Source organism: Pedobacter jeongneungensis (genome assembly GCF_000633455.1).
In the GTDB taxonomy this organism is placed as follows: Bacteria; Bacteroidota; Bacteroidia; order Sphingobacteriales; family Sphingobacteriaceae; genus Pedobacter; species Pedobacter jeongneungensis_A.
On record NZ_AYMG01000028.1, the window covers coordinates 267,891 to 284,668 of the forward strand.

16 protein-coding genes are annotated in these 16,778 nt (G+C 39.6%); all 16 read left to right on the forward strand.

Annotated features, from left to right (window positions below; translation table 11 throughout):
- The first annotated feature begins 8 nt into the window (after positions 1–8).
- The 16 genes from U859_RS0124115 to U859_RS0124200 all read left to right on the forward strand — a co-directional run bounded on the left by U859_RS0124115 (position 9) and on the right by U859_RS0124200 (position 16,661).
- A complete protein-coding gene (locus tag U859_RS0124115) occupies positions 9–587 on the forward strand; it encodes an O-methyltransferase (RefSeq protein ID WP_025145835.1) in 579 nt (192 codons plus the stop codon).
- Positions 588–831: 244 nt separating this feature from the next.
- A complete protein-coding gene (gene ilvD, locus U859_RS0124120) occupies positions 832–2,514 on the forward strand; it encodes a dihydroxy-acid dehydratase (RefSeq protein WP_025145836.1) in 1,683 nt (560 codons plus the stop codon).
- A gap of 48 nt (positions 2,515–2,562) precedes the next feature.
- Positions 2,563–3,138: an ORF6N domain-containing protein gene (locus tag U859_RS0124125; RefSeq protein WP_025145837.1), complete on the forward strand. Its 576-nt coding sequence runs from the start codon at positions 2,563–2,565 to the stop codon at positions 3,136–3,138.
- Between the two features lie 21 nt (positions 3,139–3,159).
- Positions 3,160–4,908, forward strand: a complete 1,749-nt coding sequence (ilvB, locus tag U859_RS0124130; protein WP_025145838.1) for a biosynthetic-type acetolactate synthase large subunit — start codon at positions 3,160–3,162, stop codon at positions 4,906–4,908.
- A 90-nt stretch (positions 4,909–4,998) separates the two neighbouring features.
- Complete coding sequence (ilvN, locus tag U859_RS0124135; protein ID WP_025145839.1) at positions 4,999–5,637, forward strand: acetolactate synthase small subunit; 639 nt, start codon at positions 4,999–5,001, stop codon at positions 5,635–5,637.
- Between the two features lie 117 nt (positions 5,638–5,754).
- Positions 5,755–6,147 (forward strand): glyoxalase superfamily protein, encoded by a 393-nt coding sequence (locus U859_RS0124140; RefSeq protein WP_025145840.1) that lies wholly within the window; start codon positions 5,755–5,757, stop codon positions 6,145–6,147.
- An 8-nt stretch (positions 6,148–6,155) separates the two neighbouring features.
- Positions 6,156–6,617: a DinB family protein gene (locus tag U859_RS0124145; RefSeq protein ID WP_025145841.1), complete on the forward strand. Its 462-nt coding sequence runs from the start codon at positions 6,156–6,158 to the stop codon at positions 6,615–6,617.
- A 127-nt stretch (positions 6,618–6,744) separates the two neighbouring features.
- The gene (gene ilvC, locus U859_RS0124155; RefSeq protein WP_025145842.1) at positions 6,745–8,226 is read left to right on the forward strand and encodes a ketol-acid reductoisomerase; all 1,482 of its coding nucleotides are present in this window, start codon (positions 6,745–6,747) and stop codon (positions 8,224–8,226) included.
- 60 nt (positions 8,227–8,286) lie between these two features.
- The gene (leuC, locus tag U859_RS0124160; protein WP_025145843.1) at positions 8,287–9,696 is read left to right on the forward strand and encodes a 3-isopropylmalate dehydratase large subunit; all 1,410 of its coding nucleotides are present in this window, start codon (positions 8,287–8,289) and stop codon (positions 9,694–9,696) included.
- Between the two features lie 36 nt (positions 9,697–9,732).
- Positions 9,733–10,086: an antibiotic biosynthesis monooxygenase family protein gene (locus U859_RS0124165; protein ID WP_025145844.1), complete on the forward strand. Its 354-nt coding sequence runs from the start codon at positions 9,733–9,735 to the stop codon at positions 10,084–10,086.
- A 120-nt stretch (positions 10,087–10,206) separates the two neighbouring features.
- Positions 10,207–10,791: a 3-isopropylmalate dehydratase small subunit gene (gene leuD, locus U859_RS0124170; protein ID WP_025145845.1), complete on the forward strand. Its 585-nt coding sequence runs from the start codon at positions 10,207–10,209 to the stop codon at positions 10,789–10,791.
- Entirely contained in the window at positions 10,791–12,248 is a 1,458-nt protein-coding gene (locus U859_RS0124175) for an ATP-binding cassette domain-containing protein (RefSeq protein ID WP_025145846.1), read from the forward strand. The genes leuD and U859_RS0124175 overlap by 1 nt, the downstream gene beginning before the upstream one ends.
- Positions 12,249–12,252: 4 nt before the next feature.
- Positions 12,253–13,344 carry a 3-isopropylmalate dehydrogenase gene (leuB, locus tag U859_RS0124180; RefSeq protein ID WP_025145847.1) on the forward strand — a complete coding sequence of 364 codons (1,092 nt, stop codon included), beginning with the start codon at positions 12,253–12,255 and terminating at the stop codon, positions 13,342–13,344.
- A gap of 10 nt (positions 13,345–13,354) precedes the next feature.
- On the forward strand, positions 13,355–14,515 hold the full coding sequence (locus U859_RS0124185) for a 2-isopropylmalate synthase (protein WP_025145848.1): 1,161 nt from the start codon (positions 13,355–13,357) through the stop codon (positions 14,513–14,515).
- Positions 14,516–14,888: 373 nt separating this feature from the next.
- Positions 14,889–16,139 (forward strand): threonine ammonia-lyase IlvA, encoded by a 1,251-nt coding sequence (ilvA, locus tag U859_RS0124195; protein ID WP_025145849.1) that lies wholly within the window; start codon positions 14,889–14,891, stop codon positions 16,137–16,139.
- Positions 16,140–16,310: 171 nt separating this feature from the next.
- Positions 16,311–16,661, forward strand: coding sequence for a cupin domain-containing protein (locus U859_RS0124200; protein WP_025145850.1), 351 nt, complete (start codon positions 16,311–16,313; stop codon positions 16,659–16,661).
- Positions 16,662–16,778: the final 117 nt, after the last annotated feature.

Sequence of the window (16,778 nt, forward strand, 5' to 3'; positions counted from 1 at the left end):
CAAAACCAATGACTGAAGAAATCAATCAAAATTATCCAAAAGCCTACCAGCAGATAGATGTTGCTACTAAAGCTTCGGGTTTTGATATGGCATCGGATGTACTAACCTGCTCTTTGCTTAAAACACTCGCAACAACCAAACCTTCAGGCAAATTTCTGGAGCTTGGAACCGGAACAGGTTTGTCTACTTCGTGGATATTAGATGGCCTGGATCAAGACAGTACATTGACATCAATAGATAACGATGCTAAATTTTTAGCGATTGCGAAAGATTTTCTTAGCAGAGATGAACGCCTAACATTGGTTGAAACTGACGGCGCAGCCTGGATTGAAAAGAATAAAGACAAAAAATTCGATTACATATTTGCAGATACCTGGCATGGGAAATATTTGCTTTTAGACGAAGCAATTGCCATGCTCAATAAAGGTGGCCTTTATATAATAGATGATATGTTGCCTCAGCAAAATTGGCCTGAAGGACATCAGGAAAAAGCAATTAAGCTGATTAAAGATTTAGAATCGCGTGATGATTTGCACCTTACCAAACAGGTTTGGGCTACAGGGATTGTAATCGGCGTAAAAAAATAGAGAAATACATTAAAATAGTTCTTTGCATTTATAATAAGTTAGTATGTTTGTGATTCAGTGAATTACATGAATTTAAACACAAACATTATTAGCAACCTAATTATTGTCATTTCTCAAAAGAGAGGTGGAAATCGTTGCGTATAATATAAAAATATACAATATCGAAACCGCCTCCGAAACGAGGCGGTTTTTTTTTGCCTCAAAATATTTACAACTAACAGAACCAGAATATACATTTTAAACAATGAGCGAATTAAACAAGTACAGTAAAACATTTACACAAGATCCAACACAACCAGCGGCACAAGCTATGCTTTACGGAATCGGCTTAACCGATGCTGATATGGCCAAAGCACAGGTCGGTATTGCAAGCATGGGCTACGATGGTAACACCTGTAACATGCACTTAAACGACCTTGCAAAAGACGTCAAAGCTGGGGTCTGGAAAAATGATTTAGTCGGCTTGGTTTTTAATACCATTGGGGTAAGTGATGGGATGAGTAACGGTACCGATGGGATGCGTTATTCGCTGGTAAGCCGCGATGTAATTGCAGACAGTATTGAAACCATTTGTGGTGGCCAATATTACGATGGTGTAATTGCCATACCTGGCTGCGATAAAAATATGCCTGGCGCTATTATGGCTATGGCCCGTTTAGATCGCCCTTCGATTATGGTTTATGGCGGTACAATTGCCCCAGGCCATTACAAAGGTGAAGAATTAAACATTGTTTCGGCTTTTGAGGCTTTGGGACAAAAAATCTGCGGAAATCTTTCAGAAGAAGATTTTCAGGGAATTATAAAACATACCTGCCCTGGTGCTGGTGCCTGCGGTGGAATGTATACTGCAAATACAATGGCCGCTGCAATTGAGGCTTTAGGCATGAGTTTGCCATATTCTTCTTCTAACCCTGCTGTTAGCGAAGAGAAAAAACAAGAGTGTTTAGATGCCGGTAAATACATCAGAATTTTATTAGAGAAGGATATCAAACCATCTGATATTATGACGAAAAAAGCATTTGAAAATGCCATTCGCTCAATTATCATTTTAGGTGGAAGTACAAATGCAGTATTACACTTTATCGCCATTGGTAAAGCCATCGGTGTTGAGGTTACTCAGGATGATTTTCAACGCATGAGTGACGAAACACCTGTTTTAGCAGATTTTAAACCAAGCGGAAAATACTTAATGCAGGATTTGCACCAATATGGTGGTATCCCAGCGGTATTGAAATATTTATTAAACGAAGGTTTATTGCACGGAGATTGCTTAACCGTAACCGGAAAAACCCTGGCTGAGAATTTAGCTGATGTAAAATCGGTTATGGATTACGATCAAAAAATCATTCAAAAATTAAGCGAACCGATTAAAGCAACAGGCCATTTACAGATTCTTTATGGAAACCTGGCAGAAAAAGGTTCGGTAGCTAAAATCAGTGGAAAAGAAGGTGAAAAATTCGAAGGTCCTGCACGCGTATTTGATGGTGAGCGAGACCTGGTTGCCGGAATTTCTTCTGGAAGAATTAAACCAGGTGATGTTGTTGTAATTAAAAACGAAGGGCCGGTAGGTGCGCCAGGTATGCCGGAAATGTTAAAGCCGACCTCATTAATTATAGGTGCTGGTTTAGGTAAATCAATTGCATTAATTACCGATGGTCGCTTTTCTGGCGGAACACATGGTTTTGTGGTTGGTCACATTACCCCGGAAGCTTATAAAGGTGGCTTGATTGGATTAGTGAAAGATGACGACCTAATTGAAATTGATGCAGTAAATAACACCATTAATTTAATGGTTAGCGAAGAAGTGATTGCCGAGCGTAGAAAAATCCATGTTCAGCCAGCATTAAAAGTAACAAAAGGTGTTTTATATAAATATGCCAAAACAGTTTCAGACGCAGCAAGTGGCTGTGTAACTGACGAATACTAAAATCAAAAAATCATCCCCTAGATTAATTGATTACTAAAAAAATAAATTATGCAGATAATTAAAAGTATTCAAAACAGGATTTATGAAATCAGGGGAGAAAGAGTAATGCTCGATTTCGATCTGGCAATTTTGTACGAAGTTGAAACCAAGGTATTAAATCAAGCAGTAAAGCGTAACATTAAGCGCTTTCCAGATGATTTTATGTTTCAGTTAACTTCATTTGAGTGGCAAGATATTTCTATACAAAATGAAAAAATAGATTCTTCGCCAACTGATGGTATAAACATGAACCGGTCACAGATTGTGACCGGTTCGCAAAAACATAGAGGCAACCTACCCTACGCTTTTACCGAGCAGGGTGTAGCCATGTTAAGCGGCGTTGTAAATAGCGACAAGGCCATTAATATGAATATTGCCATCATGAGAGCTTTTGTTGATGTCCGTAAAATTTTGCTAAAGCAAAGCAACATTAACGAACAGTTAATAGAAATTAAAGAACGTATTGGTGAGCATGATGTTCAGCTCAACGAACTTTATGATGCCATGGAAAACTTAATTGACGAGAAAATTGCTCAGATAAAGTGGAACGACAGAGAAAGAATAGGGTTTAAAATTAAAGAATAATAGAACCGCAAAAACATAACTATGGAAACTGCACAAGAAACAATACAACAAACCGAGGCAAAAGCAGAAACCTCAAAAACCTTTAAAGGAACAGGCTCGCAGGTTTTGTTGAATGGATTAATTGAAGAAGGTGTAACCACCATTTTCGGTTATCCGGGTGGAGCAATCATGCCTATTTATGATGCTCTTTACGATTATGCCGATAAATTAGAACATATATTAGTCCGCCATGAACAAGGTGGAATCCACGCCGCTCAGGGTTTTGCAAGAGCAAGCGGTGAGGTTGGCGTTGTATTTGCAACCAGCGGACCAGGGGCAACCAACCTGGTTACAGGCTTGGCAGATGCACAAATTGACAGTACACCATTGGTTTGTATCACCGGACAGGTTTTCGCCCATTTATTAGGTACAGATGCCTTCCAGGAAACGGATGTAATCAATATTACTACTCCCGTTACCAAATGGAACTATCAGGTTACTGATGCCAAAGAAATTCAGGAGGTATTGGCCAAAGCTTTTTACATCGCTAAAAGTGGCAGACCAGGTCCTGTTTTGATCGATATTACCAAAAATGCACAATTACAGCTTGAGGAATTCCCTGAATATGTAAAATGTAATCACATTCGCAGTTACCGCCCAAAACCAAAAGTTAGGATTGAATATATTGAGCAGGCGGCCGAATTAATTAATTCAGCTAAAAAACCATTTATTTTATTCGGCCAGGGTGTTGTTTTAGGTAAAGCTGAAGAAGAATTTAAAGCTTTTATCAATAAAACAGGTATTCCTGCTGCTTGGACCATTATGGGTGAAGGCGCTATCCCAACTTCACACCCTTTAAACGTAGGTATGTTGGGTATGCATGGTAATTACGGACCAAATGTGCTAACCAACGAATGTGATGTTCTAATTGCCATAGGTATGCGTTTTGATGATCGCGTAACTGGCCGTTTAGACAAATATGCAAAACAAGCTAAAGTAGTTCATTTGGATATCGATCCTGCAGAAATTGACAAAAATGTTAAAGCTGAGGTTGGCGTTTGGGGCGATTGTAAAGAAACCTTACCCCTACTCACTAATCTGGTTAACGAAAGCAAACACGAAGAATGGTTAGCTAAATTCAGACAATATAACCAGGAGGAAATAGACCAGGTCATTACTCCCGAGCTTTACCCAACTGGTGATGAAATGACCATGGGCGAAGTGTTGCGCAACATTAACGAAATCTGTGGTGGCGATGCTATAATTGTTACTGATGTTGGTCAGCACCAAATGGTAGCCTGCCGTTACGCAAAATTCAATAATACCCGTAGCAACATTACTTCTGGTGGATTAGGAACCATGGGTTTTGGTTTACCAGCAGCTATCGGGGCTAAATATGGTGCTCCTGACAAAACGGTTATTGCCATTATCGGCGACGGGGGTTTCCAGATGACACCTCAGGAGTTAGGTACAATTATGCAGTTTGGTGCGGCAGTAAAAATCCTGATCCTGAACAACCGTTTCTTAGGTATGGTTCGTCAATGGCAGCAGTTATTCCATGATAAACGCTATTCTTTTGTAAACATCACCAGTCCTGATTTTGTGGCCTTGGCTAAATCTTACTACATCGAAGCAAGCAAAGTTGATGAGCGTGCAAACTTAAGAGAAGCGTTAGAAACGATGATCAACCACGAAGGCTCTTATTTATTAGAAGTTATGGTAGGTAGAGAAAATAACGTTTTCCCGATGGTTCCTCAGGGAATGAGTGTAAGCGAAATCAGGTTGAAGTAAGCTGAAAGATTAAAGCAGAAAGACTAAAGCGAAAAATAGCATAAACAAAACCTTCGTGGCCTTTGTGCCTTGGTGGTAAAAATTTTGGACATGAGTACTGAAAATACATTAGAACATAAAATAACAAAAGCGGATTTTGACGGAAAGCAGGAATACACCATCACGGTTTATGCTGAAAACCGCATCGGTTTGTTAAACAGGATTGCGATTATCTTCTCAAAAAGAAAAATCAATATTGAGAGTTTAAATACATCACCATCAGAAATTGATGGAATACACCGTTTCAACATCGTTATTCACGAAGGTTACGAAGTGGTGAGGAAGCTTGCCCGCCAAATTGAAAAGCAGATTGAGGTATTAAAAGTATATTTCAACACCAATGAAGAGATTATCTGGCAGGAACTGGCACTTTACAAAGTTTCTACAGATGAAATTGCCGAAAAAGTAACTGTTGAGCGTTTATTAAGGCAATATGGCGCAAGCGCTGTAGTGATCCGCAAAGATTATACTGTTTTTGCAGTAACAGGTCACCGCGAAGAGACCGATGCTTTGGTAAAAGCCCTTGAACCGTACGAACTGATTGAATTTGTCCGCTCTGCAAGGGTAGCCATTATTAAAGATAGTGCTGGTTTCCACGAAAAACTTAAAGAATTTGAAGCTTTCGAACCACGTGAAGAACTGGTAGAAAATGAGTTTTTAGAAAAAGGAGAGAAAATCTTTACAATGTAAGTTCTACAACAAATCCGTCATTGCGAGGAGGAACGACGAAGCAATCTTTCAGATTAACTCAAATAGATTGCCTCGACTCACACAAATCCGGCATCGCAATGACGAAAAAACAAAAATATGAAATGCAATAAAGCCATACCGATTTTAAGAATATTCGATTACGATAAAGCAGTTGAATTTTATGTAAACTGGCTGGGGTTTAAAATAGACTGGGAACACACTTTTGAAAAAAACACCCCGGTTTATATGCAGGTTTCATTAAATGGTATCGAACTGCATTTAAGCGAACACCATGGAGATAGCGCCCCTGGTGCGCATGTTTACATTGATTGTGTAAGTTTAAAGGAATTCCATAAAGAAATAACAGCCAAGAATTACAAATACAACAGACCAGGCTTAGAGAAAACTTTTCATGGAACCTGGGCAGTAACCGTAAACGATCCGTTCTTTAACCAGATTACTTTTAACGAAGAGCGAAACGAAGCTGAAAATACAGAGATTAAAGATTAAAGAAAATAATGAACGAAGTATTTGATTTTATAATAAACTCACGCAAGGCCTTTATCAAGTTAATTGATGGTTTAACCATCGAAGAATTGAATAAAATCCCTGATGGTTTCAACAACAATATCATCTGGAATTTTGGGCATATCGTGGTGAGTACACAAACGCTTTGTTATGTGCGCACTGGAATATTAGAAGATGCAGCATCGGTAAAATTTAACGACTATTACAAAAAGGATACAAGACCAACTTATACCGTAACAGAAGAAGAAGTAGCAGAATTGAAAACCATAGCAATTGAAAGTATTGAAAGAATAAAAGCAGATTATGCAAACGGAAAATTTTCGAGCATCACTCCTTTTACAACTGCAACTTACGGCGTGCAACTGAATAGTATAGAAGAGGTATTGATTACAACCATTGGTCATGATAACGTGCATTGCGGTTACGCATCGGCACTGAAAAAGTATATGTAAAATGGAAGATGTCAGATGGAAAATGGATAAAAAATCCGTGCAATTACTCCATCTGTGTAATCAAACCGAAGGAAAAATAGAATATATAAAAACGATAATTAAACTAGAAATTAACCAATAAAAAACAATGGCAAATTATTTTAACACACTACCTCTTAGAGAAAAATTAAACCAATTAGGTGTTTGCGACTTCATGGACAGTGCCGAATTTTTAGATGGCGTTAGCGCATTAAAAGGCAAAAAACTGGTAATTGTAGGTTGCGGTGCTCAAGGCTTAAACCAGGGTTTAAATTTAAGAGATAGTGGTTTAGATGTAAGCTACACTTTACGTAAGGAAGCAATTGAAGGTAAACGCGATTCGTGGAAAAATGCAACTGAAAATAACTTCACTGTTGGCACTTACGAAGAGCTGATTCCAAATGCAGATGTAGTAATTAACCTTACTCCGGATAAACAACACACCGCTGTTGTAAATGCAATTATGCCTTTAATGAAAGAAGGTGCTACTTTATTATATTCTCACGGTTTCAATATCGTTGAAGAAGGCATGCAGATCCGTAAAGACTTAACTGTTATTATGGTTGCGCCTAAATGTCCGGGTAGTGAAGTTAGAGCGGAGTATGTTCGTGGTTTCGGCGTACCTACCCTAATTGCTGTTCACCCTGAAAACGATCCTCAGGGTAAAGGCTTAGCTCAGGCAAAAGCATATTGCGTAGGTACTGGTGGCCATAGAGCAGGTGTATTAAAATCTTCTTTCGTAGCAGAAGTAAAATCTGATTTAATGGGCGAGCAAACCATCCTTTGTGGTTTATTGCAAACAGGCTCTATCCTATCTTTCGATAAAATGGTAGAAAAAGGAATCGATGCAGGTTACGCTTCCAAATTGGTTCAATATGGTGTTGAAGTAATTACCGAAGCCTTAAAACAAGGTGGTATTACGGCCATGATGGACAGGTTAAGCAATGTGGCTAAAATCAAAGCTTTCGAAATTTCGGAAGAATTGAAAGACATTATGCGTCCATTGTTCCAAAAACACCAGGACGACATTATGAGTGGCGAATTTAGCCGTACCATGATGGAAGACTGGGCAAACGGCGATAAAAACCTTTTAAAATGGAGAGCTGAAACTGGTGAAACTGCTTTTGAAAAAACACCAGCTGGTGATGTAAAAATCGGCGAACAGGAATACTTCGATAACTATACTTTAATGGTTGCTTTTGTTCGTGCTGGTGTTGAACTGGCTTTCGAAACCATGGTACAGGCAGGTATCAAACCAGAATCTGCTTACTATGAGTCGTTACACGAAACGCCACTTATTGCCAACACCATTGCCCGTAAAAAATTGTTCGAAATGAACCGCGTAATTTCTGATACTGCAGAATATGGTTGCTATTTATTCGACCAGGCTTGTAAACCACTTTTAGGCGATTTCATGAAAAAAGTAGATACTGATTTAGTTGGTAAAAACTTTAATGAAGGTAAAGATGGCGCTGTTGATAACAGAAAACTAATTGATGTTAACGAAGCTATCCGTTCACACGAAGTAGAGCAAATCGGAGCTACATTGCGTAAAGCAATGACAGCAATGAAGGCGATTAAAACTGCATAGTAAACTTACAAACCTCGCAGGTTTACGAAACCTGCGAGGTTTAAATAATTATATAAAAAGATGTCAAAAACATTAGTAGAAAAAATTTGGGATGCTCACGTTGTTAAAAGTGAAGAAGGATTTCCTGATATTTTATACATTGATACACACTTAATACACGAGGTAACTTCTCCGCAAGCATTTGATGGCTTGCGCAAAAGAGGTTTACCTGTTTTGCGTCCGAAACAAACTGTTGCCACTGCCGATCATAACGTGCCAACCCTAAATCAGTTATTGCCGATTAAAGAAGAGCTTTCGCGCTATCAGGTAGATATGTTAACCAAAAACTGTGCAGAATTTGGCATAGAACTTTATGGATTAGGTCATCCTTTTCAAGGGATTGTACACGTTATAGGTCCTGAGCTGGGCATAACCCTACCGGGTAAAACGATGGTTTGCGGCGATAGTCATACCTCTACCCATGGTGCTTTTGGCGCTATTGCATTCGGTATCGGTACTTCTCAGGTAGAACAGGTTTTCGCAACGCAATGTTTATTGCAGTCGAAACCGAAAACCATGAAAATTGAGGTAAACGGCGAACTTGGACAAGGTGTTGGGGCAAAAGACATTATCTTATACATTATCGCTCAAATCTCTGCCGCTGGCGGTACAGGTTATTTTATTGAATATGCAGGTTCGGCAATTGAGGCTTTAAGTATGGAAGCCCGTATGACCATCTGTAACATGAGTATCGAAATGGGTGCTCGTGGAGGCTTAATTGCACCTGATCAAACTACTTTCGATTACATTAAAGGAAGAGAATTCGCTCCCGCAGGCGAAGAGTGGGATAAAGCTTTAGCCTATTGGAAAACTTTATATAGCGATGCTGATGCCAAATTCGATAGCGTTTTAACTTTCGATGCTGCAGATATTGCTCCAATGATCACTTACGGAACAAACCCGGGAATGGGTATGGGTATCCAGGAATATATTCCGGCAACTGGCGCACAACCAGAAAAAGAAAAACTTTCGTACCAAAAAGCTTTGGATTATATGGGCTTTGATGATGATTCATCATTGATCGGAAAACCGGTTGATTATGTGTTCATCGGAAGCTGTACCAACTCACGAATTGAGGATTTACGCGAAGTTGCTGATTTTGTTAAAGATAAACGCAAAGCCGATAATGTTACGGTTTGGATTGTACCAGGATCAAAACAGGTAGAACAACAGGCTAAAAACGAAGGCTTGGATAAAATTTTCGAAGCCGCTGGTTTCCAGTTACGCGAACCTGGCTGTAGTGCCTGTTTAGGTATGAACGAAGATAAAATCCCGGCGGGTAAATATTGTGTGTCTACATCGAACAGAAACTTCGAAGGTAGACAAGGACAAAATGCACGTACCTTATTGGCCAGTCCACTTACCGCAGCAGCAGCAGCCGTAACAGGAAAAATTACCGACGTAAGAGAAATGTTAACCCCAAACCCCTAAAGGGGCTTTACAAGGTGCAAACCTTAATGCTTGAAGATGGAAAACGAGACTGACAATGGAACGTCAAAAGCCCCCTCAAGGGGGTTGGGGGTTCTAGAAGTTGCCATACTAAATGTAAAAGCCGGATTATCGGCTGATTTTGAAAAAGCTTTTAAAGAGGCACAAAAAATCATTTCTGATAGGGAAGGTTACATTTCGCATCAGCTTCAAAAATGCGTAGAGGTAGAAAATAAATATATTCTGCTGGTAAATTGGGAAACTCTGGAAGCACATACCGAAGGTTTCAGAGGATCGGTAGCATATCAGGATTGGAAAAAGTTATTGCATCACTTTTATGATCCCTTTCCAACAGTTGAGCACTTTACCAAGGTTGAAGGTAGTAAGGCTTAAGGCGGAAGGTAAAAACATGGAGTATAAAATTACCACCATTAAGCAAAAGGCCTAAGATAAAAGATAAAAAGTGGAATATAAGTCTTGATACTTATTACTCCTTACTTGATACTAATTGACATGAAAAAATTCACAAAATTAACATCGGCAGTAGTGCCTTTAAACATAGAGAACATTGATACCGACCAGATTATCCCTGCAAGGTTTCTAAAAGCGACTACCCGTGAGGGTTTTGGCGAAAATTTGTTCCGCGATTGGCGTTATGAAAACGATAACCAGCCTAAAGCAGATTTCGTACTAAATAATCCAACCTACAGCGGTCAGATTTTGGTGGCGGGAAAGAACTTTGGTTGTGGAAGTAGTCGCGAACATGCAGCATGGGCCATCCAGGATGCAGGTTTTGATGCCGTAATCAGTAGTTTCTTTGCCGATATCTTTAAAGGGAATGCCTTGAACAATGGTTTATTACCCATCCAGGTAAGTGAAGAATTTTTGGCGCAGATTTTCAAAGCAGTTGATAACAATGCAAAATCAGCTTTAGAAGTTGATCTGGAAAATCAAACCGTTACAATTGTAGAAACAGGTGCTCAGGAATCTTTCGAGATTAATCCTTACAAAAAATCATGCCTGATCAATGGTTATGATGATATCGATTTCATCTTAAACCAAAAACAATTAATTGAAGAATTCGAGCAAGCGAGATAATGTTTAAACCATTCGTTCACATACAGAATCTAAATCTGAATTACCACAACAAAGTGGTGCTAAAGGATTTGTATTGGGAAATGAATATTGGCGAAAGTTATGTAATCGGTGGAAAAAGTGGAACAGGAAAAACATCTTTAGCTAAAACTATTGCAGGTTTAATTCCGGCTCAGGGAAGCATCGAAATTAATTTTGATGAATTAAGCGCACTTCCTAAAGAAGTACTTTACGTAGAAAGCTGGTATCAGTTTAAAAACTTGGAAGGTGTTGCCAATTTTTATTACCAACAACGTTACACCAGTCAGCAGGCTAAAGAAACTTTAACCGTTCATGCAGAACTGGTGGGCTATGGTAAAGAAAAAGGACTTCATTTCGATCAGGTTGAACCCATTTTAGAAGCTTTGGGTTTTGCAACATTTGCCAGTTCACAACTCATCGAATTATCCAGTGGCGAACATAAAAAACTGCAACTGGTTAAAGCGCTTTGGTTAAAACCACAGTTATTGATTATCGATCAACCTTATACCGGTTTAGATGTTGCTTCGCGTAAAAACCTGAACATTTTGTTGGATCAAGTGGCTGAAGAAGGTGTGCAATTGATTTTGATCTGTAATGATAGCGAATTACCGGCCTGCATTAATTCTTTTGCCGAAATAAGAGATGGAAAATTAGTTAAAGTAGATGCTTTAGAAAGTTCAGCTACCGAAATTTATTTAAGAGAAATTCCGGCTTTCTTAAAAGAATCGCCTGTTTACAGTTCTGAAGATATTGTAAAAATGGTTGATGTAAACATTAGCTATGGCGAAAAACAGGTATTGAAAAACATTAACTGGGAAGTTAAGGCAGGAGAAAAATGGCTTTTACAGGGTCATAACGGTTCAGGAAAATCTACCCTGTTAAGTTTGGTAAATGGCGATCACCCACAATCGTATGCGAACGAACTCTATTTATTCGGCAACAGACGTGGAAGCGGAGAAAGTATTTGGGATATTAAACAACATATTGGCCTAATCTCACCCGAATTTCACTGGTATTTCGATCCTACTGCAACCGTTTGGCAAAGCATTGCTTCCGGATTTTACGATACAGTAGGTTTATTCCAACAATTGCCCTATACAAAAAGCACACAGGTTGATGAGCTGGTGGAATACTTTGGCTTAACTGAAAATAAAAATGAATTATTAACCGCACTCCCACTCGGTAAACAAAGATTGGTATTGTTAGCGCGGACGATTATAAAAAACCCGGAACTGTTAATTCTGGATGAACCTTGCCAGGGCTTAGACCGCCAGCAAACGCAGCACTTTAACCAATTGGTTGACGAACTGTGCAGCAACGGAATGACCTTGATTTATGTTGGCCATTTTGAATCGCAGCTGCCAACCTGCATAGAAAAAAGAATATTGTTAGAAAAAGGCGAGGTAAAAGTCGTCGAAACTATACTAGAAAACGTTTAGTACAATGAAGAAGAACATTTTAGTAATACCTGGAGATGGTATTGGACCCGAAGTTACTACCTGGGGAAAAGCAGCATTAGAAAAAATTGCCGAAATTTTTGGCCATGAATTTGTATTTGACGAAGCTTTAATGGGCCATGCGGCTATTGAAGTTACCGGCGAACCTTTGCCAGATGAAACTTTGGAAAAAGCAAGACAAAGCGATGCAATCCTTTTCGGGGCAATTGGTCATGCCAAATACGATAACGACCCAAGTTTAAAAGTTAGACCAGAACAAGGCCTTTTAAAAATCCGTAAAGAACTGGGTTTATTCGCCAACCTCCGCCCGATATTACTATTTGACGAACTTCTTGAAGCATCGAGCATTAAACCAGAAATTTTAAGAGGTACCGACATTTTGTTCTTCCGCGAATTGACAGGAGATGTGTATTTCGGTGAAAAAACACGCTCTGAAGACAGAAATACAGCTTCTGACTTAATGATTTACCACCGTTACGAGATAGAGCGTATCGCTCACAAGGCTTATCAAGCAGCTCAGCAACGTAATAAAAGATTATGCTCGGTAGATAAAGCAAATGTTTTAGAAAGCTCACGTTTGTGGCGCGAAACCGTTCAGGAAATTGCTAAACAATACCCTGATGTAGAAACCGAGCACATGTTTATTGATAATGCTGCGATGCAGTTGATCAAGAACCCTAAAAAATTCGACGTGGTTTTAACGGCCAACTTATTTGGTGATATTTTAACCGATGAAGCTTCGCAGATTGCGGGTTCAATGGGCATGCTGGCTTCGGCATCTGTTGGCGAAAGCACAGGTTTCTTTGAGCCGATCCACGGTTCAGCACACGATATTGCAGGCAAAGATTTAGCCAACCCATTGGCTTCTATCCTATCAGCCGCTTTAATGTTAGAAATTGGTTTCGGACTTAAGGAAGAAGCCAAATTATTGGTTGATACCATCGATCAGGTACTAAAAGAGGGCTTCAGAACTCATGATATTGCCGATCAAAACACAAACCGTTTCAAAGTTTTAGGCACCGCCGAAATGGGCAAATTGGTTATTAAATTCTTATCCCAAAAATTAATCACTTCCTAAACTTAAGATTATGATTCACGACCCGAACAAAGTTTATATTTTCGACACCACATTGCGCGATGGCGAGCAGGTACCAGGCTGCCAGTTAGATACAAACCAAAAAGTAGAAATCGCAAAATCACTTGAGCTTTTAGGTGTAGATGTGATTGAAGCTGGTTTCCCGGTATCTAGTCCAGGCGATTTTAATAGCGTAATCGAGTTATCAAAAGCGGTTACCAACCCAATTATCTGTGCTTTAACCCGTGCAAATAAAAATGATATCGATGTGGCGGCAGATGCTTTGCGTTATGCTAAAAGACCTCGTATCCACACGGGCATCGGTTCATCCGATTTTCACATTAAACATAAATTTAACAGTACCCGCGAAGAAATTTTGGAGCGTGCTGTTGAAGCCGTAAGGTATTCGAAAAAATTTGTAGAAGATGTGGAGTTTTATGCAGAAGATGCCGGCCGTGCTGATATCGAATTTTTAGCCAAAATGGTTGAAGCGGTAATTGCAGCAGGTGCTACTGTGGTAAATATTCCAGATACCAATGGTTATTGCTTGCCAGACCAATACGGTTCGAAAATCCTTTATTTAAAAGAAAACGTAAAAAATATCGACAAAGCCATTATCTCGGTGCATTGCCACAACGATTTAGGCCTGGCTACTGCGAATTCTATCGCTGGCTTACAAAATGGTGCCCGCCAGGTAGAATGTACCATTAACGGCATCGGAGAGCGTGCAGGCAATACATCAATGGAAGAAGTCGTGATGATTTTGAAAACACACAAAATTTTGGGTTTAAATACCCAGATTGATGCTACCCGCTTTTATGAAATGAGCCATATGGTGAGAAACCAGATGAACATGCCGGTACAACCAAATAAAGCAATTGTTGGTGGAAACGCATTTTCGCACAGTTCTGGCATTCATCAGGATGGTTTCTTGAAAAACCGCGAGAATTACGAAATTATTAAACCGGAAGATGTCGGTTTCCCTGATGCAACCATCGTATTAACGGCAAGAAGCGGTCGCCATGCTTTAAAACACCATTTAGACCGTTTAGGCCACAAATTAGAAAAAGACCATTTAGATATTGTTTACAAACAGTTTTTGGTTTTGGCTGATAGCAAACAGGGCATTAACGACCACGATTTAAACCAATTGGTAGCGCTACATTTAGCGTAGAAGCTGAAAGGTTAAAGACTAAAGCTAAAAGCGAGCGGCGAACGGCCTAAAGGCTTAGGGTTTGGCGTTAAGCGGGTGGCCTTCTATTTTAACGCACTGACTCCCGTTTCCTAAACCTGATAGCAGTGGAAATACTTTTTAATTGCAGCAACCTTGAATATAATGTCATGCTGAGGAACAGCCTGTCCCGATTTCGGGAAAGCATCTGCAACCGATGAAACAGATTCTTCGTTCTCAGCGGGACAGCCATTATAAAAAGATTGGAACGAATAGCAGGACTGCAATAACCGAAAAACACCGAACCCTGCTTTACAAAAACATAAGAGAACATCAGTCTTGCTACTTGATTCTCTCTATACCTGATACTACAACAATGAATACTACAACACCAAATACACTAGATTTTCAATCTGCAGCCCAACGATTAAAAGGCGTGGTAAAACGTACGCCTTTAGAGTTTAACGCCGGACTTTCTGCTCATTATAATGCCAATATTTATTTAAAAAGAGAAGATCTCCAGATTGTACGCTCCTACAAATTACGCGGCGCTTACAACAAAATAAGTACGTTGCCGCAGGATGCTTTGATTAACGGTGTTGTGTGTGCAAGTGCGGGCAACCATGCACAGGGCGTAGCCTATTCATGTAAAAAACTCGGCATCAAAGGTGTTATTTTTATGCCCGAAATTACCCCTAAACAAAAAGTTAAACAAACTTATATGTTTGGTGGCGACAGTGTAGAAGTGATTTTAGTTGGCGATACTTTCGACGATTGCCTGAAAGAAGCCCTGGCTTACAGTGCCGAAAAATCGGCTACTTTCATTCCCCCTTTTGATGACGAAAAAGTAATTGAAGGACAGGCAACGGTTGGTGTTGAAATTTATGAAGACCTACCGGATTTAGATATCCTGGTAATGCCTGTTGGTGGTGGTGGTTTAGCATCAGGCGTGAGCGCTTATATGAAAACCGTTAAACCTGATGTAAAACTGGTTGGCGTTGAGCCTTTAGGTGCACCATCAATGGTTACGGCTATGGAACACGGCGGTCCTTATACTTTAGAAGAGATTGACCGTTTTGTGGATGGTGCCGCTGTAAAACGGATCGGCCACATCACGTACGAATATTGTAAGGAACTTCTTGATCAGATGCATTTGATCCCTGAAGGAAAAATCTGTACTACCATATTAAAACTTTACAACGAAGATGCAATTGTAGTTGAACCTGCAGGAGCACTCTCTGTGGCAGCATTAGATCAGCTTAGAGACCAGATTACTGGTAAAACGGTAGTTTGTATCGTTAGCGGTGGAAACAACGATATAGAGCGCATGCAGGAGATTAAAGAGAAATCTTTACTTTTCGAGGGTCTGAAACATTATTTCATTGTGCGTTTCCCGCAGAGACCAGGTGCTTTAAAATTATTTGTAAATGAGGTTTTAGGTCCGCAGGATGATATTACCCGTTTCGAGTTTATTAAAAAAACGAATAAAGAAAATGGTCCTGCGTTGGTGGGTATCGAACTTTCGAACAAAAACGATTATGCGAGTTTATTGCAGCGCATGAAAGACTTTAAATTTGAAATTATAGAGTTAAACCAGGATCAGACTTTATTTGAATATTTGGTTTAAGGATTAACCGCAAAGGACGCAATGTTTTTCGCAGAGAATGCAAAGGCGGTTCGTCATTCCCAACCCGATAGCTATCGGGTTGATTGGGAATCCTAATGCAATAACTTTAAGATTCCCGCCTTCGCGGGAAAGACGACAATCCGACAATCCTTTTAATATTACTTATAAAAAATGAATTTCAAAGACTTAAACAACAAAACATTAATTTCGGATAACAATATCGACTGGGAAGATTTAGGAGCAGGCGTTAAACGCAAAATTATGGCTTTCGATGACAACCTGATGCTGGTTAAAGTAGAATTTGAAAAAGATGCCATTGGCACCATTCATAATCACCCTCATTTACAGATGAGCTATGTTGCCAAAGGAAGTTTTGAAGTAAGCATGGGCGATGATAAGAAAATCTTAAACGAAGGTGACGTTTTTTTTGCCCCATCAAATGTTTTTCATGGTGTGGTTTGTTTAGAAGCGGGATTATTAGTTGATATTTTTAATCCGCACAGGGAAGATTTTTTGAAATAAGACGGAGGTCCGAAGTCCAAGATGTCGTCATTTCTAGCAGAGTGTCTCCGAAGTGGAGAGACCTATCTCGAGATAGATCTCTCCGCTCTACTGCGTTCCGGTCGAGATGATTGTTAT

Coding starts and splice junctions, on each gene's coding strand:
- U859_RS0124185 (WP_025145848.1), top strand. CDS start 13,355: ATGATTCACGACCCGAACAAAGTTTATATTTTCGACACCACATTGCGC.
- U859_RS0124165 (WP_025145844.1), top strand. CDS start 9,733: ATGGAAAACGAGACTGACAATGGAACGTCAAAAGCCCCCTCAAGGGGG.
- U859_RS0124145 (WP_025145841.1), top strand. CDS start 6,156: ATGAACGAAGTATTTGATTTTATAATAAACTCACGCAAGGCCTTTATC.
- leuD (WP_025145845.1), top strand. CDS start 10,207: ATGAAAAAATTCACAAAATTAACATCGGCAGTAGTGCCTTTAAACATA.
- U859_RS0124140 (WP_025145840.1), top strand. CDS start 5,755: ATGAAATGCAATAAAGCCATACCGATTTTAAGAATATTCGATTACGAT.
- leuC (WP_025145843.1), top strand. CDS start 8,287: ATGTCAAAAACATTAGTAGAAAAAATTTGGGATGCTCACGTTGTTAAA.
- U859_RS0124115 (WP_025145835.1), top strand. CDS start 9: ATGACTGAAGAAATCAATCAAAATTATCCAAAAGCCTACCAGCAGATA.
- ilvD (WP_025145836.1), top strand. CDS start 832: ATGAGCGAATTAAACAAGTACAGTAAAACATTTACACAAGATCCAACA.
- ilvB (WP_025145838.1), top strand. CDS start 3,160: ATGGAAACTGCACAAGAAACAATACAACAAACCGAGGCAAAAGCAGAA.
- U859_RS0124125 (WP_025145837.1), top strand. CDS start 2,563: ATGCAGATAATTAAAAGTATTCAAAACAGGATTTATGAAATCAGGGGA.
- U859_RS0124200 (WP_025145850.1), top strand. CDS start 16,311: ATGAATTTCAAAGACTTAAACAACAAAACATTAATTTCGGATAACAAT.
- leuB (WP_025145847.1), top strand. CDS start 12,253: ATGAAGAAGAACATTTTAGTAATACCTGGAGATGGTATTGGACCCGAA.
- U859_RS0124175 (WP_025145846.1), top strand. CDS start 10,791: ATGTTTAAACCATTCGTTCACATACAGAATCTAAATCTGAATTACCAC.
- ilvA (WP_025145849.1), top strand. CDS start 14,889: ATGAATACTACAACACCAAATACACTAGATTTTCAATCTGCAGCCCAA.
- ilvC (WP_025145842.1), top strand. CDS start 6,745: ATGGCAAATTATTTTAACACACTACCTCTTAGAGAAAAATTAAACCAA.
- ilvN (WP_025145839.1), top strand. CDS start 4,999: ATGAGTACTGAAAATACATTAGAACATAAAATAACAAAAGCGGATTTT.